The following is a 22720-nucleotide window of genomic DNA, read 5'->3' on the forward strand; positions in this document are numbered from 1 at the left end:
TCTGTACGTCTTCAGCAGCTTACTTGCCGGCGTTGAGCGCCTTGAGCACCTTGTCGGTGATGTCGTGCTTGGGGTTGATGTAGACGGCTTCCTGCAGGATCACGTCGTACTTTTCCGCTTCGGCAACGGTCTTGACCACGCGGTTGGCGCGCTCGAGCACGGCCGACAGTTCTTCGTTCTTGCGCGAGTTCAGGTCTTCCTGGAATTCGCGGCGCTTGCGCTGGAATTCACGGTCCTGGTCGACCAGCTGACGCTGGCGTGCAGTGCGCTGCGATTCAGACAGCGTGGGCGCTTCGCGCTCGAACTTGTCCGAAGCGGTCTTCAGCGTGTTGCCCGTGTCGACGAGCTCTTTTTCGCGCTTGGAGAATTCTTGTTCGAGCTTGGCCTGTGCGGCCTTGGCCGTGGTGGCTTCGCGGAAGATACGGTCCGTATTGACAAACCCGGCCTTGAATTCTTGCGCATGCGCAGCCAGAGCCATAGTGCCCATCAGCACGGCCAGAGAGATTTGGCGAGAGAGTGATTTCATTAGAAGGACGTTCCGATTTGGAATTGAAGTTTCTGGATTTTATCCCCAGCGAATTTACGCACGGGATGAGCATACGCCAAGCGCAATGGCCCCAGCGGGGAAATCCAGCTCAAACCAATGCCAGCCGAAGCCCGCATCATTGAGAAGTCGACCGTTTCGCGGTCGCCAAACACATTACCGACGTCAACAAAGGTGAACACACGCAAAGTTTTGTCATTGCCGGCGCCTGGCAGCGGCGCCATGAATTCTGCATTCAGCGTGACTTTCTTCGGTCCGCCCAGCGACGAACCGATCACGTCACGCGGGCCCAGCGTGCCCTGGTCGAAACCACGCACCGAACCCAGGCCACCCGAGTAGAAGTTCTTGAATACCGGGAACGGACGGCCGTTGAGGCCCTTGCCCCAGCCCAGCTCACCGTTGAAGGCCAGCGTGAACTTCTTGCTCAGCGGCACGTACTGCTGGATCTGGTAGTTGGCACGCACGTATCGCGCGTCGCCGGCCACCGACCAGTCGGTATTGAGGCGCTGATAGCGGCCGTCATTGGGCGCCAGCGCGCTGTCGCGGCTGTCGCGCGACCAGCCAATGGTCAGCGGCACGGCCGTGCTGGTGTAGCCATAGGTGTCGCCATAGGCGAGGTAGGCCGCGGGAATGTTGGTACCCGGCTTGATGCGCGTCTGCTCCAGGCCCGCGCCGAAGAAGACCGTATCGAGTTCGCTGAACGGCACGCCGAAACGCACGCCCGTACCCGCGGTCACGAGCTGGTAGTTGCCGCCCTGGTCTTCGTAAGGCTTGTCGGTGCGGTAGTAGGCATCGAGCGTGCGCGAGATGCCGTCCTTGGTGAAATAAGGATCGGTGGTGCTCACCACCAGGGTGCGGCGGTATTTACTGGTATTTACATCAATACCCAGATAGTTACCCGACCCAAACACGTTTTCCTGCTTGATACCGAACGACAGGGAGATCTTTTCAGCACTTGAAAAACCTGCACCCAATTGCAACGAGCCCGTGGGCTTCTCGGCCACCGTCACGACGATATCCACTTGGTCGGGCGAGCCCGGCACTTCCTGGGTCTCGATGTTGACTTCGGTGAAGAAGCCCAGACGATCGACGCGGTCGCGCGACAGCTTGATCTTGTCGCCGTCGTACCACGAGGCTTCGAACTGGCGGAACTCGCGGCGAATCACTTCGTCGCGCGTGCGGTTGTTGCCATTGACCTGAATGCGACGCACATAGGCGCGGCGCGAAGGCTCGGCCTTGACCACAATGGAAACACGGTTGTTGACGCGATCGATCTCGGGCACGGCTTCGACGCGCGCGAACGCAAAGCCGAAATTGCCGAAGTGGTCGGAAAACGCCTTGGTGGTCTGCGTTACCTGGTCGGCGTTGTAGGGCTCGCCGGCCTTGATCGCGACCAGGGACTTGAATTCGTCCTCACGGTCGAGGAAATTGCCTTCGAGCTTGACGTCGGACACCACATAGCGTTCGCCTTCGTGGATGTTCACCGTCAGCGAAATCGTCTGCTTGTCTGGAGAGATCGCGACCTGGGTCGACTCGATGCGGAACTCGAGGTAGCCGCGCTGCAGATAGTACGAGCGCAGGGTTTCCAGATCGGCGTTGAGCTTGGAGCGCGCATAGCGATCGGACTTGGTGTACCAGCTGAGCCAGCCGCCCGTGTCCTGGTCGAATAGGCCCTTGAGCGTGGATTCGCTGAAGGCCTTGTTGCCGACCACATGGATCTCGTTGATCTTCGCCGGCTCGCCTTCGGTCACCGTGAACGTCAGGTTGACGCGGTTGCGCTCGATGGGCGTGACCGTGGTCACGACTTCCGCGCCGTAAAGGCTGCGGTTGATGTACTGGCGCTTGAGCTCCTGCTCGGCACGGTCGGAGAGCGCGCTGTCGAAAGGCCGGCCTTCGGCCAGACCCACGTCGCGCATGGCCTTCTTCAAAGTGTCCTTGTCGAACTCCTTGGTGCCGGCGAAGTTGACGTCGGCAATCGTCGGGCGTTCCTCGACGACCACGGTCAGCACATTGCCGTTGGCTTCGAGGCGCACGTCCTTGAACAGGCCCAGGGCAAACAGCGCGCGGATCGCGGCCGAGCCCTTTTCGTCGTTGTAATCGTCACCGACGCGCAGGGGAATGGACGCGAAGATGGTGCCGGCTTCCACCCGCTGCAGACCTTCGACGCGGATGTCCTGTACCTTGAAGGGCTCCAGTGCCCAGGCGGCATTGGCCGCGAGAACCATGGCGGTCAAGGCCGAAGCGGTACGCGCGCCTAAGCGATTGATGTGTTTTTTCATGAGTGAATTGCCGCCGACTTGCTTGGCAAATTCGGCAAAAATAGTTAGCCCAAAAGCCGGTTGATATCGTTGAAAAAGGCGATGCACATCATCAGCAGCAGCACAGCCACGCCGAGACGCTGCAATCTTTCCATCCAAGCTTCGGACACCTGCCGGCCCGTCACGCCTTCCCAAAGATAATACATCAGGTGCCCACCGTCCAAAACCGGCAGGGGCAGCAGGTTGAGAACGCCCAGGCTCACGCTGATGAGCGCGAGGAACGCCAGGTACTGCGTGAAGCCCATGCTCGCCGATTTGCCGGCATAGTCGGCAATCGTCAGCGGGCCGCTTATATTCTTCAGCGACGCTTCGCCGATGACCATACGGCCCATCATGCGCAAGGTCAATACCGACAGGTCCCAGGTGCGCTGCGCGCCATTTTGCAGGCCTTCCACGAAACCGCGGCGCACCAGCGTCATTTCAGGCGCGGCGCCGACGAACGCGCCTATGCGCCCCACCCATTGATCATCCTGCTGCACGGCATCCGGGCGCACCGACAACTGCAGCGGCTGGCCGTCGCGCTCGATGCGCCAGTCTTGCGCCAGGCCTTCGGTGCCGCTCACCGAAGCGCGTATCAGGCCGCGCAGCTGCTGGCCGTCGACAACCGCAACCGGCCCCACCGACAGCACCTTGTCGCCTTCGCGCAGACCTGCGCGCTTGGCCGCGCTGTCGGGCAGCAACTCGCCCATGACGGCCGGCGTCCAGGGCGCGACCACGCCTATGCGCTCGAACAGTTTTTCGTCGGCTTCGCGCGTTTCGAGCGTGCCCAGGGGCAGCTTGAGCACCGTGGCGGCGGAAGCCTTGGGGCGCAGGATTTCAAGGCGCGCATCTTCGCCTTCGAGCGCCGCACGGGCCAATGCCCAGCGCAGTTCGTCAAACGAGACCACGGGCTCAAAGGGGCCGTCGCCCCGCGCCACGGCCTGCACCAGGTCGGCGCCCTGCAGGCCCGCGGCCTGGGCCAGGGAGCCGGCCTGGGGGTTGGCCACATAGGGCTTGGGCTCCTGCACGCCTATCCAGTTGACGCCCGCATACAGCAGCACCGCGAGCAGCAGATTGGCCGCGGGGCCGGCAGCGACAATCGCCGCGCGCGAACGCAAGGGCTTGTTGTTGAACGCCAGGTGGCGCTCGCCTTGCTCGACGGGCGCTTCGCGCTCGTCGAGCATGCGCACGTAGCCGCCCAGCGGAAACGCCGCGAGCACGAACTCGGTCGATGAGCCCTTGGGCGTCCAGCGCAGCAAGGGCTTGCCGAAGCCCACCGAGAAGCGCAGCACCTTGACGCCGCAGGCCACGGCCACGCGGTAGTGGCCGTACTCGTGCACGGCGATCAGCACGCCCAGCGCAAGCACGAAAGCAAGAACAGTCATCAACATGGGTGGCGCCTATTCCTAGAAAAAGAGAACCGGGCCCGGCCGTTCAGGCCAGCGCCCAGCGTTCGACCGCGGCGCGCGCGCAATCGCGCGCCTGGGCATCGACGGCCAGCAGGTCTTCGAGCGAGCCCGGAGCCTGCGGCAGCTGCATTTTTGCCAGCGTTTCGAGGTTGACCGCATGGATGCGGTCGAACGTCAGCCGGCGCTGCAGGAAGGCATCGACGGCCATCTCATTGGCCGCGTTGAGCACGGTGGTCGTGCCTTCGATCGCGCGCAGCGCCTGCCATGACAGGTGCAGCCCCGGAAAGCGCTGGGCGTCGGCGTCCTCGAAAGTCAGCGCCGTCAACTGGGAGAAGTCTAGGCGTGCCGCACCGCTTTCGATGCGCTCGGGCCAGGCCAGGCCGCAGGCAATGGGCACGCGCATGTCGGGCGTGCCCAGTTGGGCCAGCACCGACGAATCGTTGAACTGCACCATCGAGTGCACGATCTGCTGGGGATGGATCACCACCTTGATGCGATCGGGCGTCATGTCGAACAGCCAGCGGGCTTCGATGACTTCGAGCGCCTTGTTCATCATCGTCGCGGAGTCGACGGAAATCTTGCGGCCCATGGAGAAGTTGGGGTGCGCGCAGGCCTGCTCGGGCGTGATCTGCGAGAGGCTTGCGGGATCCCGCGTGCGAAACGGTCCGCCCGAGGCCGTGAGCAAAATGCTGTCGACGCGCCGCGCCCAGGTGCTGCGGTCTTCGGGCAGGCACTGGAAAATCGCCGAATGCTCGCTGTCGATGGGCAGCAGCGTCGCGCCATGGCGCTTGACGGTGTCCATGAACAGCGCGCCGCCGACGACCAGCGCTTCCTTGTTGGCCAGCAGCAGGCGCTTGCCGGCCCTGGCAGCGGCCAGGCAGGGGCCCAGGCCCGCGGCGCCGACGATCGCCGCCATGACGGCATCGACCTCTTCGTGGGCGGCGATCTGCTCGAGCGCATCGGGCGCCTGCAGCACTTCGGTGGCCAGGCCATTGGCCTTGATCTTGTCGGCCAGTTCGCGCGCATGGGCGGGGCTGGCCATGACCGCGAAGCGCGGCTTGAACTGCGCGCACTGCGCGAGCAGCAGATCGACCTGGGTCGCGGCGCTGAGCGCGAACACCTCGTAATCCGCGAGATGGCGCGACACCACGTCGAGCGTGCTGGTGCCTACGGAGCCCGTGGAGCCGAGAATGGTGAGACGTTGTTTCATGGATATACGAAAGAAGAAAGCATCATGGCCAATGGCAGGGTCGGCAGCAGCGCATCGATGCGGTCGAGCACGCCGCCGTGACCCGGCAGCAGCGCGCTGCTGTCCTTCACGCCGACGCTGCGCTTGACCAGCGACTCGACGAGATCACCGACCACGCTCATCGCGCCCATGAAGACCACGGCCAGCACCAGGAACCACAGGCCCTGGCGCAGCAAAAGGGAATAGAAGCTCGGCAGCGCCGCGCCGAACTGGCGGTCGGCGACCACCCAGACCGCGGCCAGCACCAGCACGCCGGCCATGCCGCCCCAGACGCCTTCCCAGCTCTTGCCGGGACTGATCGAGGGCGCAAGCTTGTTGCGCGTGAACTTGAGGCCGAAAGCGCGGCCAGCGAAATAGGCAAAGATATCGGCCACCCAGACCAGCAGCAGCACCGACAGCAGGAAGTTGACGCCCATGCGATGCGCCTGCACCACGGCCAGCCAGGCCAGCCACAGCGCCAGAACGCCGCCCACCAGACGCAGCGCCAGCGGCACGCGGCCCCAGGCACCGACGCCCGCGCGCAGCAGCGCCGCGCCGGCCAGCACCCAGAGGCTGCCGCCGATCAGCCACAGCCGGGCCAGCGACTGGTCGAGCCAGCCCAGGTACCAGCTCAGTGCGCACAGCAGCAGGCAGGCGACGCCAAGCGCGCCCGCGCCGGCCTGTCCCAGGCCATGCATGCGCCCCCATTCCCAGGCGCCGGCGGTCATCAGCACCAGCACCACGACCGAGAACGGCAGCGGGTCCGGATAGAACAATGCGGGAAGAAGAATAGCCAGCAGGACCAGGGCGGTAATGACACGCTGCTTGAGCATGGTTCCCTTTCTCAGACCGGCAACTGCGCGGGAGGGGCCGACTGAATTTGTGCAGAAGTTTTGCCAAAGCGGCGCTCGCGCGCGCCGTAGGCAGCAAAAGCCTCGTCCAATGCCGCTTCGTCGAAGTCGGGCCACAGGACAGGGCTGAAAAACAATTCCGAATAGGCCAGCTGCCACAGCAGGAAATTGCTGATGCGCATTTCACCGCCCGTGCGAATCAGCAGGTCGGGGTCGGCGACATGCGCCAATCCCATGGCCGCATTCAGGCTGGCCTCGGTGATGGGCTCGCCCCGGGCCGCGACGCGGGCCGCAGCCTGGGCGATGTCCCAGCGCCCGCCATAATTGAAACAGATATTGAGCACAAGACGGCTATTGTGCGCCGTTTCGCGCTCGGCGGCGTCGAGACCGGCGCAGATGCGCTCGCTCAGGCCGCGGCGTTCACCGACAAAGTGCAGTTGCACGCCTTCGCGGCCGAGCTGGGCCACTTCACGGCCCAGCGCCGAAGTGAGCAAGCCCATCAGGCCGGAAACCTCGTCTTCGGGACGCTGCCAATTTTCCGAGGAGAACGCAAACACCGTGAGCACCGCGACGCCACGCTCAAGGCAGGCCTTGACGCAGCGACGCAAGGCTTTGACGCCCTGTGCGTGCCCCGTGAGCCGGGGCATGAAACGGCGCTTGGCCCAACGGCCGTTGCCATCCATGACGATGGCAACGTGCGCGGGCACGGAAAATTCGGTGAACGTCTGCAAGGCGTGGTCTACGGTGACTGGACCTGTCAAACCGCCATGATCTCTTGTTCCTTGCCGGCCACCAGTTGATCGATTTCAACGATGTGGCGGTCGGTCACTTTCTGCACGTCGGTTTCGGCGCGCTTCTGGTCGTCTTCGGACGCCAGCTTTTCCTTGACCAGCTTCTTGACCGAGTCGTTCGCATCGCGGCGCAGGTTGCGGATGGCGATCTTCGCGCCTTCGGCTTCATTGCGGGCGAGCTTGGTCATTTCCTTGCGGCGCTCTTCGCTCATCGGCGGAACGGGCACGCGGATCAGGTCGCCCAGCGACGAGGGGTTCACGCCCAGATCGCTTTCGCGAATGGCCTTTTCGATCTTCGCGCCCATGGGCTTTTCCCAGGGCTGAACGCTCAGCGTGCGCGAATCGAGCAGCGACACATTGGCCACCTGCGTCAGCGGCACCATGGAGCCGTAATATTCGACCATGATGCTGTCGAGCATGCCGGCGCTGGCGCGACCAGTGCGGATCTTGCCCAGGTTGTTCTTGAACGCCGTGATGGACTGGTCCATCTTGGCTTCGGTAGTCTTCTTGATGTCAGCAATCGTCATGTCTATTCCTCGGGATCGGCTATGCACCTGCGTGGTGCATGATGCTCAAGCGTACACCAAGGTGCCTTCGTCTTCACCCATCACCACGCGCAACAGCGCTCCATGCTTGACGATGGAGAACACCCGCACCGGCAGCTTCTGGTCGCGGCACAGCGCGAACGCGGTTGCATCCATGATGCCCAGATTGCGCGAAATGGCTTCATCGAAGCTCAGCTTCGTGTAGCGGGTTGCTTCAGGGTCCTTGAACGGATCGGCCGTATAAACGCCATCCACCTTGGTCGCCTTGAGCACGACTTCGGCACCGATTTCCGCACCCCGCAGCGCGGCGGCGGTGTCGGTGGTGAAAAACGGGTTGCCCGTGCCGGCCGCGAAAACCACGACCTTGCCCTCTTCGAGGTACTGCAGCGCCTTGGGGCGCACGTAGGGCTCGACCACCTGCTCGATGGCAATGGCCGACATCACGCGGGCCGTCAGGCCCTGCTTGTCCATGGCATCGGCCAGGGCCAGGGCATTCATGACCGTGGCCAGCATGCCCATGTAGTCGGCCGTTGCACGGTCCATTCCTACAGAGCCACCCGCCACGCCACGAAAGATGTTTCCGCCCCCGATGACCACCGCCACCTGCACACCCACACGGGTGACGGCAGCGATTTCTTCCACCATGCGAACGATGGTGGCCCGGTTGATGCCGAAGGAGTCGTCGCCCATGAGCGCCTCACCAGACAACTTGAGCAAGATGCGCTTGTGGGCTGGTGCTGCGTGGGTCATGAAAATACTCCGAACGGTAAAAATGGGATCAGGGGAAAGAAACGGTCTACGGATGACTTAAGCGCCAGCCTTGGCAGCAGCCACTTGGGCAGCCACTTCAGCAGCGAAGTCGTCAACCTTCTTCTCAATGCCTTCGCCGACCACGTACAGGGTGAAGCCCTTGACGGTGGTGTTTGCGGCCTTGAGCATTTGCTCAACGGTTTGCTTGCCGTCAGCGGCCTTCACGAAGACCTGGTTGTTCAGCGAAACTTCCTTGAGGAACTTCTGCACCGAACCTTCGACCATCTTGGCGACGATGTCGGCGGGCTTGCCCGATTCAGCGGCCTTGGCGGTTGCCACGGTGCGCTCTTTTTCGATCAGGTCGGCAGGCACTTCGGAGCTGCTCAGCGAGACAGGCTTCATTGCGGCCACGTGCATTGCCACATCCTTGGCAGCCGTTGCGTCGCCTTCGAACTCGACGACCACGCCGATGCGCGAGCCGTGCAGGTAGGAAGCCAGGTTGCTGCCGTTGAAGTACTTGAAGCGGCGGAACGACATGTTTTCGCCGATCTTGCCGATCAGGCCCTTGCGCACATCTTCCAGCGTGGGGCCGAAAGTGTCTTGCTCGTAGGGCAGTGCAGCCAGTGCTTCGAGGTCAGCAGGGTTGTGTTCCGCGATCAGCTTGGCGGCGGCATCAGCCAGGGCCAGGAAGCTGTCGTTCTTGGACACGAAGTCGGTTTCGCTGTTGACTTCGATCATCGCGCCAACATTGCCGTTGATGTAAGCAGCAACCACGCCTTCAGCGGTGATGCGCGAAGCAGCCTTGCCAGCCTTGGTGCCGAGCTTGACGCGCAGCAGCTCTTCAGCCTTGACCAGATCGCCTTCGGCTTCGGTCAGTGCCTTCTTGCATTCCATCATCGGTGCGTCGGTCTTAGCACGCAGTTCAGCCACCAGTTTTGCGGTAATAACAGCCATCTTAATTCTCCGGTTTCAGTTCGATTCGTTACAAGGATTGAGGCTAAAAAAAGGGGGCTACCAGAGCCCCGCTTCTTTTTCGCGACAGGTCGCGTTGGCGGACTTTAGGCAGCCGACTCTTGCACTTCCACAAATTCGTCCGAGCCTTCAGCAGCCACGGCCTTGACGACGTCGTTGACGGCGTCTGCACGGCCTTCGATGATCGCGTCAGCGATAGCCTTGGCGTACAGTTCCACGGCCTTGGCCGAGTCATCGTTACCAGGGATCACGTAGTCGATGCCTTCGGGGTTGTGGTTCGAATCCACCACACCGATCAGGGGGATGCCCAGCTTCTTGGCTTCGGCCACGGCGATCTTGTGGAAGCCCACGTCGATCACGAAGATGGCGTCAGGCAGACCGTTCATGTCCTGGATGCCGCCGATGTCCTTTTCCAGCTTTTCGAGTTCGCGAGCGAACATCAGCTGTTCCTTCTTGCTCATCGCTTCCAGACCGGCTTCTTGCTGGATCTTCATGTCCTTCAGACGCTTGATCGACGTCTTGACGGTCTTGAAGTTGGTCAGCATGCCGCCCAACCAGCGTTGGTCGACGTAAGGCACGCCAGCGCGCTGGGCTTCAGCAGCCACCAGGTCGCGGGCTTGACGCTTCGTACCGACCATCAGCACGGTGCCGCGGTTGGCGGACAGTTGCTTGGCGAACTTTTGCGCAGCCTGGAGCATCGGCAGCGACTTTTCCAGGTTGATGATGTGAATCTTGTTGCGGTGACCGAAGATGAACGGAGCCATCTTGGGGTTCCAGAAACGGGTTTGGTGACCGAAGTGGACACCGGCTTCCAGCATTTCGCGCATAGTGACGGACATATGAATACTCCAAAGGTTGGGTCTAAAATCCAGCCCGACATTTGCCCGTGAGGGCAACACCTTGAGGGGACTGGTTTGCTATTTGCTTTGCTGCTTGCCGCTAGGGCACACTGTGTGGAACGCGCATCACTTTTCGTGAAAGACGCGCCCAGCATTGCATGCCGCAAGGCAGCACTCAGCAAAGCCGAAAAATTCTACCACAAGCATGCCCTTTGATCTTTGCTCCGCGCTCGCCAACGTGCGCAGCGGCGAATGCCGCGCTACCGATCTGCTCCAGTCCGCGATCGCCACGGCGACTTCCCCGGCCTGCGAACATGTGTTCGCCCAGACCCTTTTCGACAGCGCCATGCAGAGCGCGGCGCGCGCCGCGCCGCAGCTGCCGCTGGCCGGCCTGCCGGTCTCGGTCAAAGACCTCTTCGACATAGAGGGCACACGCAGCGCGGCGAGTTCGCGCGTACTCGCCGAAGCGCCCGAGGCCGGCGAAGACTGCCTGGCCGTGGCGCGGCTGCGCGCGGCGGGCGCGGCCATCATCGGCCGTACCCATATGGTCGAGTTCGCCTACTCGGGCGTGGGCATCAATCCGCATTTCGGCAGCCCCGCGGCGCTCGATGCGCGCTTCGGCCCCCTGCCCGGCCCGGCGCGCGTGAGCGGCGGCTCGTCGTCGGGCGCGGCGGTTTCGGTCGCCAGCGGTGCGGCCTATGTGGGCCTGGGCTCGGACACCGGCGGCTCGATCCGCATTCCCGCAGCCCTCAACGGCCTGGTCGGCTTCAAGAACACCGCGCGGCTCACGCCCGCGAGCGGCACGATTCCACTGTCGCCGACGCTGGACACCGTCTGCGCCATGACGCTCAGCGTGCGCGACGCCATCCTGGTGCATGAAATCCTGGCTGCGCGTACGGTCACGCGCGCCGCCTGCGGCATCGCCGACTGGCGTCTGGCCGTGCCGCGCCAATTGTTTTTTGATGACATCGAACCCGCCGTGGCACTGGCGTTCGAGCGCAGCCTCGAGCAGCTGCGCGCCGCGGGCGCGCACATCGTCGAGATCGACCTGCCCGAACTCGACACGCTGACCCACATCAACGACAACGGCAGCTTCTCGGGCGCCGAAAGCTATGCGTGGCACCGCCCGCTGCTGACCCGCGCCGACGCGCTGGGCCTGCCCTACGACCCGCGCGTGCGCAGCCGCATCGAACGCGGCGCGAGCATGACCGCCGCGCACTACATCGAATTGCACAACGCGCGCAACCAGTGGATCGCACGCATGGAGCAGGCGCTGGCCGGTTACGACGCGCTGCTGTCGCCCACCGTGCCGATTCTGGCGCCCACCATCGACAGCGTCGCGCCGGCCCAGGGCCTGGACGCCGCGGAAGATGCGCGCCGCGACGCGGCTTTCCAGCACGCCAATACGCTGCTGCTGCGCAACACCAGCGTGGTCAACATGCTCGACGGCTGCGCGCTGTCGCTGCCTTGCCACAGACAAGGCGAGCTTCCTGTAGGGTTGATGGTCTGGCATGGCGCGCTGCACGATGATGCAGTTCTCGACATCAGCCTGCAGATCGAAGGCATACTCGCGGCCTCGTAGCGCCTGCCGCGCTGCGGTCCGCATTTCCCTGACCACACCCCTCTCATGAATATTGCCATCGTGGGTGCCGGCGCTGCCGGCATCGCCACTGCGCATGCGCTGCAGCGCGACGGACACGCCGTCACGGTCTATGACCAGCACGGCAGCGCCGCCGAAGGCGCGAGTTTCGCGCCCACGGGCTGGCTCGCGCCCGCCCTGCTCCAACCCTGGAGCGCTCCCGGCCTCGCACCCTCCATCGGCCTGCGCCGCGATCCCGCGCTGCTGCGCATAGGCGGCGGGCTGGGCCGCGCCGATCTGTCATGGCTCTGGCAATGGCGCCAGGCCGGTCAGCGCGTGCGCAGCGCGCCGGAACGCGTGCATCCGGCGCTCGCCGCGATAGAACGCCTGGCCCAGTACAGCCGCGCGCTGCGCGACGCCGAAGGCACGGCGCTGGACCAGGAGCTGCAATCCCAGTCCGGCGCCATGGTGCTGCTGCGCACCGAAGCCACTTTGGCGCGGCTGCAACCCGCGCTCGCGGTGCTCGCCGATGCCGGCATTGCCGTGCAGCAGCTCGATGTGGCACAGGCGCGCCAGCTCGAACCCGGGCTCGCGGGCGACTTCAAATTGGCCGGCGCGCTGAACCTGCCCGCCGCCGCGACCGCGAACGCGCGCATGTGGGTGCAGTTGCAACGCTTCGAGGCCCAGCAGATGGGCGTGCAGTTCGTGTTCGACGCGCGCATCACCCGGCTGCGCCACGCGCCCGCGGGCGTGCAGCTCGCGGGTGAGGCGTCGCCGCGCGTGCACGACGCGCTCGTGGTCTGCGCCGGCACCGACAGCGCCGCGCTGCTGCGCCCCCTGGGCCTGAAACTGCCCGTGGTGAGCCTGGGCGGCTACACCGTGAGCGCCCCCATGCGCGAACCCGTGCATGCGCCGCGCTGCGCCGTGGTCGACTGGGACAGCCAGATCACGCTGGTGCGGCTGGGCCAGCGCGTGCGCGCGGGTGGCGGCGCCGAAATCGGCACGTCGGCCGCGCACCACGCGCCCAGCCTGCAGCGGCTTTACGACGCACTGAACCACTGGTTTCCCGGCGGCATGCAGCCGTCGCAAGGCGTGCAGACCTGGCGCGGCACGCGTGCCATGACCGCCGACGGCGCGCCGCTGCTGGGCGCGAGCGGCCTGCCCGGCGTCTGGCTCAACCTGGGCCACGGCAACCACGGCGCGGCCATGGCGCATGGATCGGGCCAACTGCTCGCCGACCTGATCTCGGGGCGCGCGCCCGCGATCGACACCAGCGGCCTGATGCTCAGGTCGTTCTGAGCCCGGCCCCGGCTATGCTGGGGCCATGCAACATATTTCCGCCGACATCGCGCACGCGCTGCACAACGTGGCCGCGACCCGCGCCCTCGAAGCCACGGCCGCCAGCGGCCTGCCCGCGCACTGCCTGATGCAGCGCGCGGGCGCCGCCACCGCGCGGCTCGCGCTGGCGCTCGCGCCGCATGCACATCAGATCTGGATCGCCTGCGGCAGCGGCAACAACGGCGGCGACGGCCTCGAAGCCGCAGCCTTGTTGCACCAGGCCGGCAAGAACGTCACCGTGACCTGGCTGGGCCAGCCCGACACCACACCGCCCGATGCGCGCGCCGCCTGGCAGCGCGCGGTCGCCGCAGGCGTGGTGTTTGCGCCCGGCCCGCCCGCAGACCTCGGCCCGCGCGATCTTTGCATCGATGCCTTGCTGGGAATCGGACTGAGCGCGGCGTCCGCGCGCCTGCCGGCGCCCGCCTTGCGCGCGCTGCTGGATCAACTGCGCGCCAGCCCGGCAACGCTGCTCGCGATCGACCTTCCTTCGGGGCTCGATGCAGATACCGGCCAATACGCCCCAGGATTCGCACCCGCCTGCGCACCACTTGCCCCCTGCCACACACTGAGCCTGCTGACGCTCAAGCCCGGACTGTTCACCGCGCAAGGGCGCGACGCCTGCGGCAGCGTGTGGCTCGATGACCTGGGTTGCGGCGCGCTGGCACCCGCGGCGACGGCGCAGCTGGGCACGGCGCACAGCACAAGCGCGCGCGGCGCGGCCCTGCACGCCAGCCACAAGGGCAGTTTTGGCGATGTCGCGGTGATAGGCGGCGAAGGCCTGGCGGCGCGCGGCATGGGAATGACAGGCGCGGCCTGGCTCGCGGCCGGCGCGGCGGTGTTTGGCGGCGCGGGCCGGGTGATGGTCTGCATGCTTGACGACGGCCTGACGCTGGCGCCGCCCTGGCCCGAACTGATGCTGCGCCGTTTCGATGCGCTGCGCCTGCCCGACCTGACCGCGGTTTGCGGCTGCGGCGGCGGCGAGGCCGTGCGCGCCGTGCTGCCCACGGTGCTGGCCCAGGCGCCGCGCCTGGTGCTGGACGCCGACGGGCTGAACGCCGTCGCCGGCGACAGCGCGCTGGCCAACGCCTTGCGCACACGCGCCGCGGCCGGCCAGGCCACGGTGCTTACACCCCACCCGCTCGAAGCCGCACGCCTGCTGCAGACCACCACCGCCCAGGTGCAGGCCGACCGGCTCGCCGCGGCGCAGACCCTGGCCGCTCGCTATCTGTGCACCGTGGTGCTCAAAGGCTCGGGCACGGTGACCGCCACGCCTGGCGAGCGGCCCATCATCAACCCGACCGGCAACGCCCGACTGGCCACGGCCGGCACGGGCGATGTGCTCGCGGGGCTGATAGGCGCGCGCCTGGCCCGGGGCCTGGCGCCCCACCACGCGGCCAGCGACGCCGTGCAGGCGCATGGCGCGGCGGCCGACCGCTGGCCCGCGCACCTGGCGCTGACGGCCAGCGCGCTGGCCACCACGCTGCAATGAAAAAAGCCCTCGCAGGCGGAACCAGCGAGGGCTTGTCGTGCGGTACCGGCTTAGCGGCGCGGCTTGCGCTTGGGCTTGCCGCTGGGCGGCTTGGGGCCCGTTGCGGCCTTGCGCACCGACGCCTTGAGGCCTTCGATGGGCGATGGCGGCGGCAGCGAAGGCATCAGCAGCGAAGGCTTGGAGCGGCTGCCGCGGTCCTTGCGTCCCGACGCTGCATCCATGCCCTGGTCCTGCACATCTTCCACATGCGTCTTCGCATCGCCAGCCTGGCGCGCGCCCGCATCGCGGGGATTGCGCTCGGGGCGTTCACTGCGATGGCCCGCAGGCTCCTCGCGCCGACCACGTTCGTCGCGCGGGCTGCGCTCTTCACGCGAACCGCGCTGGGGCCGGGAATCGCGCTTGCCGCCGCCACCGCTGCTGCGTGCGGGCAGAGCTTCGCCGCCTTCCTGCACCAGGCGGAAATCGATGCGCCGGCCGTCGAGGTCGACGCGGCTGACCTGCACGCGCAGGCGTGAGCCGATCGCGTAGCGAATGCCCGAGCGCTCGCCGCGCAGTTCCTGGCGCATTTCGTCGAACTTGAAGTAGTCGCCGCCCAGCTCGGTGATGTGCACCAGGCCTTCGACATACATCGCATCGAGCGTGACGAAGATGCCGAACGTGGTCACGGCCGTGACCATGCCCGAGAACTCCTCGCCCAGATGCTCGCGCATGTACTTGCACTTGAGCCAGGACTCGACATCGCGGCTGGCTTCGTCGGCGCGGCGCTCGTTGGCGCTGCAGTGCAGGCCAGCGGCCTCCCAGGCCAGCAGCTCGGCGCCGCCCGCGGGCTTCTTGCGCGGCGTCTGACCCGGCTGGCTCACGCGGTTTGCCAGGCGCTTGGCCAGCTTGGCATGCGCTTCGCCGGGCGTGGGCAGCACGGGCAGGCGGTAGCGTTTGCCTTCGAGCGCCGACTTGATCACGCGGTGCACCAGCAGATCGGGGTAGCGCCGGATCGGGCTCGTGAAGTGGGTGTAGGCGTCGAACGCCAGCCCGAAGTGGCCTTCGTTCACGGGCGTGTAGATGGCCTGCATCATCGAGCGCAGCAGCATGGTGTGGATCTGCGGCGCGTCGGGGCGGTCCTTCGTTGCCTGGGCAATCGCCTGGAACTCGGCGGGCTTGGGGTTGTCGCTGATCGACATGCCCACGGCCATGGCCTTGAGGTAATTGCGCAGCACTTCCTGCTTCTCGACCGACGGGCTGTCATGCACGCGGAACAGGCCGTTCTGGCCGCTTTGCGCGATGAAGTCGGCGCTGCAGACATTCGCCGCGAGCATCGCTTCCTCGATCAGCTTGTGGGCTTCGTTGCGCGTGCGCGGAATGATCTTCTCGATGCGGCCGTTGTCGTCGCAGACGATCTGCGTTTCGGTGGTCTCGAAATCGACCGCACCGCGCGCCTGGCGCGCCTTGAGCAACGACTGGTAGACGCCGTGCAGGTTCAGCAGATCGGGCACGCGCGCGCTGCGGCGCTGGGCCTCGGGGCCGCGCGTGTTCGACAGGATGGCAGCGACTTCGGTATAGGTGAAGCGCGCATGGCTGTGCATCACGGCCGGATAGAACTGGTAGGCATGCACATCGCCCTTGGCCGTGACCAGCATGTCGCAGACCATGCACAGGCGATCGACTTCGGGGTTCAGCGAGCACAGGCCGTTGCTGAGCTTTTCGGGCAGCATGGGAATCACGCGGCGCGGGAAGTAGACGCTGGTCGCGCGGTCGTAGGCATCGGTGTCGATCGCGCTGCCGGTGCGCACATAGTGGCTCACGTCGGCAATCGCCACCAGCAGACGCCAGCCCTTGGCACGGCCGACCTTGGCGGGCTCGCAGTACACGGCATCGTCGAAGTCGCGCGCGTCTTCGCCGTCGATGGTCACCAGCGGAACGTCGGTCAAATCGATGCGCTGCTTGCGATCGATCGCACGCACCTTGTCGGGCAGGCCCTTGGCCTGCTCCAGGCACTCGGGCGAGAACTCGTGCGGCACATCGTACTTGCGCACCGCGATCTCGATTTCCATGCCCGCGTCGTCGACTTCACCGAGCACTTCGGTGATGCGTCCGACGGGCTGGCCGAACAGCGCAGGCGATTCGGTCAACTCGGCGACCACGACCTGACCGGTCTTGGCCGTGCCCGTGGCGTTCGCGGGAATCAGTACATCCTGGCCATAGCGCTTGTCTTCGGGCGCGACCAGCCAGACACCGCTTTCCTGCAGCAGCCGGCCGATGATGGTCTTGGTCGGGCGCTCGATGATTTCGGTCACGCGCCCTTCGGGGCGACCGCGCCGGTCATGGCGAACAACGATGACTTTGACCCGGTCCTTGTGCAGCACCGCACGCATTTCGTTGGCCGGGATATAGATGTCTTTTTCACCGTCATCGCGCAACACGTAACCGTGGCCGTCACGATGCCCCTGCACGCTGCCTTCGATTTCTTCGGTTGCGCTGGCAGAGTTTGTGCTGAGGTTCATTTTTTTGCTATACAATGTTGATCTTTCCTGAGATGCCCAGGTGGCGGAATTGGTAGACGCACTAGTTTCAGGTACTAGCGAGTAACATCGTGGAGGTTCGAGTCCTCTCCTGGGCACCAAGTTTAACGAGAACCTGCAAAGGTTTTTGAAAAATTCAGGGCTACTGCTACCTCAGTGGTCTTGTAATGTGATTGTGCGATGTGGCAGGGCCAGCGCAACGAGTTTCGGGAAATAAATATTTTCGAAAGTTTTGAAAAATACGGTTTTTTATACTGCATAATTCAAATCTGTTCTGAAATGCCCAGGTGGCGGAATTGGTAGACGCACTAGTTTCAGGTACTAGCGAGTAACATCGTGGAGGTTCGAGTCCTCTCCTGGGCACCAAATTTAAAAGGCCGTTGCAAACGCAACGGCCTTTTTCTTTTTCCGCATCGACAACTTGCAATGCATGCTGGCTGCTGGAGCCAGGTCTTGCTCGGACAAGCTCAACAGAAAATCAGGCACGCCCGACAAGCCCGCAGCGCATGGGCACAGACAAGGCGCGATATCCCGCCTAACCTTGCCGCTGCCAGAATCCGTTCATGTCCGGCCTGCATACCTCAACCCGTTCACTCGAACCTGTTCATGCCGAGCCCGCCGTCCCTGAACCCAGGATGCCCCTCCCCCTGAACCCGTTCACCCTGAGCTTGTCGAAGGGTGTCTTGATTCCAGCTTCGCACCGCCCCCTGACAAGCCCCGCCCCCTGAAATCACCAAATAAAGAAAAATTTCGCGTTTTTCCTTTTTGACCCAAAAACGCCCCCTATAATTCATTTATTCCTGAGAGCCCAGATGGCGGAATTGGTAGACGCACTAGTTTCAGGTACTAGCGAGTAACATCGTGGAGGTTCGAGTCCTCTTCTGGGCACCAATTTAAAAGGCCGTTGCAATTGCAACGGCCTTTTTCTTTTTGTGCGTCCGTTTCCGCTTGCTGCCCCTGCCCTGCGCACGAAAAAAGCCGCCATCCAACGGACGGCGGCTTGCAGGCAGCGACCGGAGTCTTATTGCTTCGCGGCAGCCATGGCCTGGGCAATCCAGCCATCGAAGATCTTCTGGTGGGCCTTGATCCAGCTGTCGGTGTGGCGCTCGATGTCCTGCTGGCGGTTCTGGCCGTCGTGCATCAGGCGGTTCTGCGTGCTGATGTCGCCCAGCGGCACGGCCATGACTTCGAACAGCTTGCCGGCGGCGGGATTCTTTTCCACGAAAGCCTTGTTGGCAACGATGTATTCGTTGTTCAGCGGAAAGCCGTAGTTCTTGCCGTTGGCCAGCTTGGTGTCGGCACCCGCCTGCACGCCAGGCATGGCCGAGAACGGCACTTCGAGCCAGACCACCTCCTGGCCCGGGCGCAGCACGTTGCTGAGCCAGTACGGCGTCCAGGCGTAGTAGAGCACCGGCTTGCCCTGCTTGAAGCGGGACACCGTGTCGGCGATCAGCGCCGGATAGTTGCCCTGGACATAGCTCACGGTGTCGCGCAGCTTGAACGTGGTGAGCTGGTGCTCTATCACCGCCTCGCCGCCCCAGCCCGCGCTGGCACCGACCAGATCCGCCTTGCCGTCGCCGTTGGTGTCGAACAGCTTGGCCAGCTTGGGATCGGTGAGCTGGCTCAAATGGGTGATCTTGTATTCGTCCGCCGTCTTCTTGTCGATCATGTAGCCCTGCGTGGCGCCCGCCGAATACACGCCCTTGCGCGTCATCTTGGCGTCGCCGCCCGCGCTTTTGTAGAACTCGGAGTGGTGGGGATTCCAATGATTCGCAATGAATGTCGCGTCGCCACTGGCCACGGCCATGTGGGCCAGCGGATATTCGACTTCCTTGATCGGCAGCACGTCATAGCCGAGCTTTTTGAGCGCGCGCGTCACGAGCAGCGTCTGGAACGCCTCCTCGGCCAGCGAGCTTTGCAAGGGCAGCACCTTGACGCCCTTGCCGGGCAGGTCGGCAGCGGCATGCGATGCAAGACCAAGGGAAAGAAGACTGGTGGCCAGGAGCGTACGAGCGATATTGCAAATGTGCATCAGTGGGAGACTTTCTTCGCGCCAAGGCGAGAGTTGGAGGAACGGAAAAAAAGAAACTGGCGGTATGGCGGCCATGCGGCCGCGGCAACAGGGGTCTGCGGCCCGCTACGGGCCGAACACGGCGGCCCCTGAGGGCAACCACGGCGATGCCATCCGACCATGCAGCGGCCCGTACAAAGCGCGTGGCGACAAATGCCTGGCGCGGGCGCGGCGAGCCGCAAAGGCTGCCGACAGGCACGACGGGATGGTCTGGCTCCATTCGCAGCGCAACAGGCTGATCGAAGGCAGAGCGTGAAGAGGCAAGGAGGCCGGAAAATCTCCGGCCGACGCGCCGGACGCAGCCCGGCAACGTGAAACAAAAACCGCGATGGGATGGAAGTCCGCAAGCAGTGCCAGCAGAGCTCCTGGTCATCATGACTTAAAGATCCGCCGATGCTCTACACCATAACTTTTTGTAATTAGCGTGTCAATGCTGGGCTTTACCGACCGCACGCATGGGATTTCTGCGCATAAAAAAAGCCACTCCAGGGAGTGGCTTTTTGCGGGGCGACGGCACAACGTGCGTCGCTGGCTCGCGGCTTACTTGCGCAGCAAGGCCTTGAGCGCGTTCTGCAGGCGACGGGCGCTGGCGTCATCGCGGGCGCTGGCCAGCACACGGGCAGCATCCTGGCCCCAGGTTTCCGCGGGTGCGGGGTCGTTGCGGCGCGTCAGCAATTGCAGCTGCAGCGTGCGACGGGCCGTGATCAGCTCGGCCGGCGTGGGCACGTCGGCGGCCATTTCCAGGCGCAGCAGGGCTTCGCCGGCATCGCCGGCAACCGGTGCCGAGATCGACTTGGCCCAGGCGCCACGCACTTGCGGCGACACACGACCACCGAGGTCCTGCACGCTGGGCAGCTGCTCGGCATCGCGCGTTTCCCAGGCATTGAGCAACTGGGTCAGGGCTTCGCCATGGGCTTGCACGGCGAGCTTGCGCAGCGCCATCTGGGCGTGCTCGAGCGCGTCGCGCTGGGCGCGGAAAGCCGGGTCCGCCAGACGCGGGCCGCGGTCTTCGCGCATGGGACGGTCGCTGCGTTCGCCGAAGCGGCCACCGCGATCGTTGCCACGGTCGCCAGGACGCGCGTCACGGCGTTCGCCGGGACGGCCAGGGCGGCCGGGTGCTGCGGGAGCATCCTTCTTCATGCCGGGACGGTCGTCACCACGCACCGCAACCACGGGCTTGGACACGGCAGCCGGCTTGACTGCGTCGTCGGCAGCAGCCGCTGGCGCGGCGGCGGCATCGGCCTTGGCCGATTCCTGGGCCTGTGCCTGGCTGTGCAAGGCGGCGTCGAGGCCGGCCATGGCAGCACGGATCTGCTGGGCATCGCCGCTGGCATTCGCGGCTTCGAGGGCCTTGGAGGCGTCGAGCACCTGGCGATCGCGCTCGCTGAGCTCTACCTGGGCACGGCTGTTGCGCTCGGTGCCCTTGCGGTTGAATGCGTCGTCCAGCGGCTTGCGGAACGCGTCCCAGAGCTTTTGCTCATGCTTGCGGTCCAGCGGCACGGCCTGTGCCTCGGCTTGCCAGCGCTGTTGCAGCGACTTGACGGCATCGATGCGCAATGTCGGCGCCTCACCCAGTGCCACGGCTTCGTCGATCATCGCGTGGCGACGTGCGAGGCTGGCCTTCTGGGCCGAGTGCAGCGGTGCTTCGGCGGCCGTGAAGGCCTGCTTCCACAGGGGTTGCAGTTCGGCAAACATCTTTTCGCCGACATGGCCGCCATCGCGCCAGCGCTCGCCGAACTGGCGCAGGCTGCGGGACATGGCTTTCCAGTCGGTCGACGCGGCGTGCTCGGCAGCCCATGCCGTGACTTCCTCGATCAGTTGCAGGCGCTGGGCCTTGTTGTTCGCGGCTTCGCTGCGAACGCGGTCCAGCCAGCCTTCGACGACCTTGTGCGCGGCGTTGCAGGCTTCGTCGAAACGCTTCCACAGCGCATGGTTGGCAGCCGCGCCTTGGTCGGCCTGCTTCCACTGCTCGCGCAGGTTGCGCAGCGATTCCTGCATCTTGCGGCCACCCAGGGCCTGGCCGTCGGGACGGTTCAGCAGGGCTTCGGCCTGGGCGACGAGTTCTTCGCGCACCGAGTCGGCTTTCCAGCCTTGCCAGCCCTGGGCATCGCCCGCGGCCAGCAAAGCGGCATTCACGTCGGCGCCCAGTGCGGCGTCGATATGGCGGCCTTGCTGCTTGAGCACGGCGCGCAGTTGGGCAATGGCCTTGCTCAGCTTGCCACCACCAGCGCCAGCAGGTGCTGCGGTTTCGGCGGCGGCTGGTGCTTCGGCTGGAGCGGCTTCGGCGGCAGGCGCTTGGGCAGCTTCGCCTTCAGCAGGCGACGCTTGCACAGCCGCGGCTTCCACAGGCGCCGTTTCAGCGGGCGCGGCTTCAGCAGCAGCGGCTTCGGCAGGAGCCGCTTCGACGGCAGCAGCAGCTTGCGGTGCGGCCTGCGCGGCGGTGTTCGTCAGCGCGAGCAGATCGGCCAGTGCCTGGCGCACTGACTGGGCAGCGGCTTCGACCACTTCGGGAGCGACCTTGGCGGCGACCTTGGGTGCAGCCTTGGCGCGCGGGGCGGCGGCGGGCTTGGCGGGTGCGGCGGCAGTCTTGGCGGCGACCGCGGCGGCTTCCGTGGGCAGGCCACGCGCAACGCGCAGTTCATCGGCCCAGATCGGCACGGGCGGCAGTTCGGCCTGTTCGTCCTGGGCCGCGGTCTGCGTCAGCGCGAGTGCGGACTGGAACGCATCCCAGACCACCAGCAATTGCTTGCGCGAGTTTTCGAGCTGGGGCGGGAACTTGGCGTCGACGCTGACCCAGTTGGCATCGCCCGTGAGTTCACCTGCCTGGGATTGCCAGTGGGCGACGTCGGCGCTCAGCGCGTCGAGCGCGCCCAGCGCATCGCGCCAGGGCTTGGTCGAAAGCACGTCGATGCGCTGCGCCAGCAACACGGCGGCCTCGCGCTGCACCTGCACGCGGTGCTGCAGGTCTTCGATGACCTTGACGCGCTCGGCCAGCTGGTTCTTGAAGGACGACAGGGGTTCACGCGACAGCGCGGCACCGGCCTTGGCGGCTTCGCGCTGCCAGGTGGTGGCATCGGCGATGTTCAGGGTGTCGGCGGACAGCAGCTGCTGGGCCTTTTCCGCCCATTCGACACCGATCTTTTCCTGCGTCTCGAGGCGGCGCAGTTCGTCCAGGCGCTCGCGCACGGCGCGGGCTGCGCTCTTGTCGCGCACGCTGAGTTCCTTGAACACTTCCTGCAATTGGTCATGCGCGGGTTGCGTCGCGAGCCAGTCGCGCACGCGCGAAGCACGCTCGCCCGAGGTTTCTGCGGAAAACGCGCCGCCGGTCAGCGCATCAAGAGGATGCGTTTCAGAGGTCTTGGCCAGGGCCGGGTTCACTTCAGGGGCGTCGGACATGTTGCTACGTGGAGAAATAGAAGACATTTTTCAATGGAATAGGCCCTGACCGCCCCAAATTTTGGGCCGGAAGAACCTGTGCTGCGTCGCGGGCGTCGCAGTGAA

16 protein-coding genes and 3 tRNA genes are annotated in these 22720 nt (G+C 65.0%); 6 read left to right on the plus strand and 13 right to left on the minus strand.

The features are described 5' to 3' along the window. Positions 1-19: 19 nt before the first annotated feature. From KHY18_RS00240 to rpsB, 10 genes are all read right to left on the minus strand, one after another. The gene (locus KHY18_RS00240) at positions 20-526 is read right to left on the minus strand and encodes an OmpH/Skp family outer membrane protein (protein WP_213293197.1); all 507 of its coding nucleotides are present in this window, start codon (positions 524-526) and stop codon (positions 20-22) included. Beyond that, positions 526-2823, minus strand: coding sequence for an outer membrane protein assembly factor BamA (gene bamA, locus KHY18_RS00245; RefSeq protein WP_213293198.1), 2298 nt, complete (start codon positions 2821-2823; stop codon positions 526-528). Before bamA ends, KHY18_RS00240 begins: the two co-directional genes overlap by 1 nt. A 44-nt stretch (positions 2824-2867) precedes the next feature. Continuing rightward, positions 2868-4232, minus strand: a complete 1365-nt coding sequence (gene rseP / locus KHY18_RS00250; protein WP_213293199.1) for an RIP metalloprotease RseP — start codon at positions 4230-4232, stop codon at positions 2868-2870. A gap of 43 nt (positions 4233-4275) precedes the next feature. Next, positions 4276-5460, minus strand: coding sequence for a 1-deoxy-D-xylulose-5-phosphate reductoisomerase (ispC, locus tag KHY18_RS00255; protein ID WP_213293200.1), 1185 nt, complete (start codon positions 5458-5460; stop codon positions 4276-4278). Further along, the gene (locus tag KHY18_RS00260; protein ID WP_213293201.1) at positions 5457-6311 is read right to left on the minus strand and encodes a phosphatidate cytidylyltransferase; all 855 of its coding nucleotides are present in this window, start codon (positions 6309-6311) and stop codon (positions 5457-5459) included. The genes ispC and KHY18_RS00260 overlap by 4 nt, the downstream gene beginning before the upstream one ends. An 11-nt stretch (positions 6312-6322) precedes the next feature. Next, positions 6323-7090 carry a polyprenyl diphosphate synthase gene (uppS, locus tag KHY18_RS00265; RefSeq protein WP_502767985.1) on the minus strand — a complete coding sequence of 256 codons (768 nt, stop codon included), beginning with the start codon at positions 7088-7090 and terminating at the stop codon, positions 6323-6325. After that, positions 7087-7647: a ribosome recycling factor gene (gene frr / locus KHY18_RS00270; protein WP_213293202.1), complete on the minus strand. Its 561-nt coding sequence runs from the start codon at positions 7645-7647 to the stop codon at positions 7087-7089. Before frr ends, uppS begins: the two co-directional genes overlap by 4 nt. Before the next feature lie 45 nt (positions 7648-7692). Next, entirely contained in the window at positions 7693-8415 is a 723-nt protein-coding gene (pyrH, locus tag KHY18_RS00275; protein WP_213293203.1) for a UMP kinase, read from the minus strand. A 57-nt stretch (positions 8416-8472) separates the two neighbouring features. Next, positions 8473-9369, minus strand: coding sequence for a translation elongation factor Ts (tsf, locus tag KHY18_RS00280; protein ID WP_213293204.1), 897 nt, complete (start codon positions 9367-9369; stop codon positions 8473-8475). Between the two features lie 104 nt (positions 9370-9473). Continuing rightward, positions 9474-10226, minus strand: a complete 753-nt coding sequence (gene rpsB / locus KHY18_RS00285; RefSeq protein WP_213293205.1) for a 30S ribosomal protein S2 — start codon at positions 10224-10226, stop codon at positions 9474-9476. A gap of 205 nt (positions 10227-10431) precedes the next feature. On the opposite strand from rpsB, the gene KHY18_RS00290 reads away from it, so the two are divergent. The 3 genes from KHY18_RS00290 to KHY18_RS00300 are packed head-to-tail and all read left to right on the plus strand — an operon-like array spanning position 10432 to position 14632. Next, the gene (locus KHY18_RS00290; RefSeq protein ID WP_213293206.1) at positions 10432-11808 is read left to right on the plus strand and encodes an amidase; all 1377 of its coding nucleotides are present in this window, start codon (positions 10432-10434) and stop codon (positions 11806-11808) included. 45 nt (positions 11809-11853) lie between these two features. Beyond that, a complete protein-coding gene (locus tag KHY18_RS00295) occupies positions 11854-13104 on the plus strand; it encodes an FAD-dependent oxidoreductase (protein WP_213293207.1) in 1251 nt (416 codons plus the stop codon). A 25-nt stretch (positions 13105-13129) separates the two neighbouring features. Continuing rightward, positions 13130-14632: an NAD(P)H-hydrate dehydratase gene (locus KHY18_RS00300; protein ID WP_213293208.1), complete on the plus strand. Its 1503-nt coding sequence runs from the start codon at positions 13130-13132 to the stop codon at positions 14630-14632. 50 nt (positions 14633-14682) lie between these two features. Here KHY18_RS00300 and rnr read toward each other — a convergent pair whose 3' ends face one another. After that, entirely contained in the window at positions 14683-17130 is a 2448-nt protein-coding gene (gene rnr, locus KHY18_RS00305; protein ID WP_213293209.1) for a ribonuclease R, read from the minus strand. A 34-nt stretch (positions 17131-17164) separates the two neighbouring features. Between rnr and KHY18_RS00310 the strand changes: the two genes are divergently transcribed. From KHY18_RS00310 to KHY18_RS00320, 3 genes are all read left to right on the plus strand, one after another. Continuing rightward, positions 17165-17249: transfer RNA gene (locus tag KHY18_RS00310), tRNA-Leu, on the plus strand. Positions 17250-17429: 180 nt separating this feature from the next. Beyond that, positions 17430-17514: transfer RNA gene (locus KHY18_RS00315), tRNA-Leu, on the plus strand. A 440-nt stretch (positions 17515-17954) separates the two neighbouring features. Next, positions 17955-18039: transfer RNA gene (locus KHY18_RS00320), tRNA-Leu, on the plus strand. 130 nt (positions 18040-18169) lie between these two features. Here the strand turns inward: KHY18_RS00320 and proX are convergent. Beyond that, positions 18170-19180: a glycine betaine/L-proline ABC transporter substrate-binding protein ProX gene (proX, locus tag KHY18_RS00325; protein ID WP_213293210.1), complete on the minus strand. Its 1011-nt coding sequence runs from the start codon at positions 19178-19180 to the stop codon at positions 18170-18172. 579 nt (positions 19181-19759) lie between these two features. After that, positions 19760-22615 (minus strand): DUF349 domain-containing protein, encoded by a 2856-nt coding sequence (locus tag KHY18_RS00330; protein ID WP_213293211.1) that lies wholly within the window; start codon positions 22613-22615, stop codon positions 19760-19762. Positions 22616-22720 lie beyond the last annotated feature (105 nt).

The organism is Acidovorax sp. CCYZU-2555, from assembly GCF_018413525.1.
GTDB lineage: Bacteria > Pseudomonadota > Gammaproteobacteria > Burkholderiales > Burkholderiaceae_C > Comamonas.

Coding starts and splice junctions, on each gene's coding strand:
- KHY18_RS00240 (WP_213293197.1), bottom strand. CDS start 526: ATGAAATCACTCTCTCGCCAAATCTCTCTGGCCGTGCTGATGGGCACT.
- bamA (WP_213293198.1), bottom strand. CDS start 2,823: ATGAAAAAACACATCAATCGCTTAGGCGCGCGTACCGCTTCGGCCTTG.
- rseP (WP_213293199.1), bottom strand. CDS start 4,232: ATGTTGATGACTGTTCTTGCTTTCGTGCTTGCGCTGGGCGTGCTGATC.
- ispC (WP_213293200.1), bottom strand. CDS start 5,460: ATGAAACAACGTCTCACCATTCTCGGCTCCACGGGCTCCGTAGGCACC.
- KHY18_RS00260 (WP_213293201.1), bottom strand. CDS start 6,311: ATGCTCAAGCAGCGTGTCATTACCGCCCTGGTCCTGCTGGCTATTCTT.
- frr (WP_213293202.1), bottom strand. CDS start 7,647: ATGACGATTGCTGACATCAAGAAGACTACCGAAGCCAAGATGGACCAG.
- pyrH (WP_213293203.1), bottom strand. CDS start 8,415: ATGACCCACGCAGCACCAGCCCACAAGCGCATCTTGCTCAAGTTGTCT.
- tsf (WP_213293204.1), bottom strand. CDS start 9,369: ATGGCTGTTATTACCGCAAAACTGGTGGCTGAACTGCGTGCTAAGACC.
- rpsB (WP_213293205.1), bottom strand. CDS start 10,226: ATGTCCGTCACTATGCGCGAAATGCTGGAAGCCGGTGTCCACTTCGGT.
- KHY18_RS00290 (WP_213293206.1), top strand. CDS start 10,432: ATGCCCTTTGATCTTTGCTCCGCGCTCGCCAACGTGCGCAGCGGCGAA.
- KHY18_RS00295 (WP_213293207.1), top strand. CDS start 11,854: ATGAATATTGCCATCGTGGGTGCCGGCGCTGCCGGCATCGCCACTGCG.
- KHY18_RS00300 (WP_213293208.1), top strand. CDS start 13,130: ATGCAACATATTTCCGCCGACATCGCGCACGCGCTGCACAACGTGGCC.
- rnr (WP_213293209.1), bottom strand. CDS start 17,130: ATGAACCTCAGCACAAACTCTGCCAGCGCAACCGAAGAAATCGAAGGC.
- proX (WP_213293210.1), bottom strand. CDS start 19,180: ATGCACATTTGCAATATCGCTCGTACGCTCCTGGCCACCAGTCTTCTT.
- KHY18_RS00330 (WP_213293211.1), bottom strand. CDS start 22,615: ATGTCCGACGCCCCTGAAGTGAACCCGGCCCTGGCCAAGACCTCTGAA.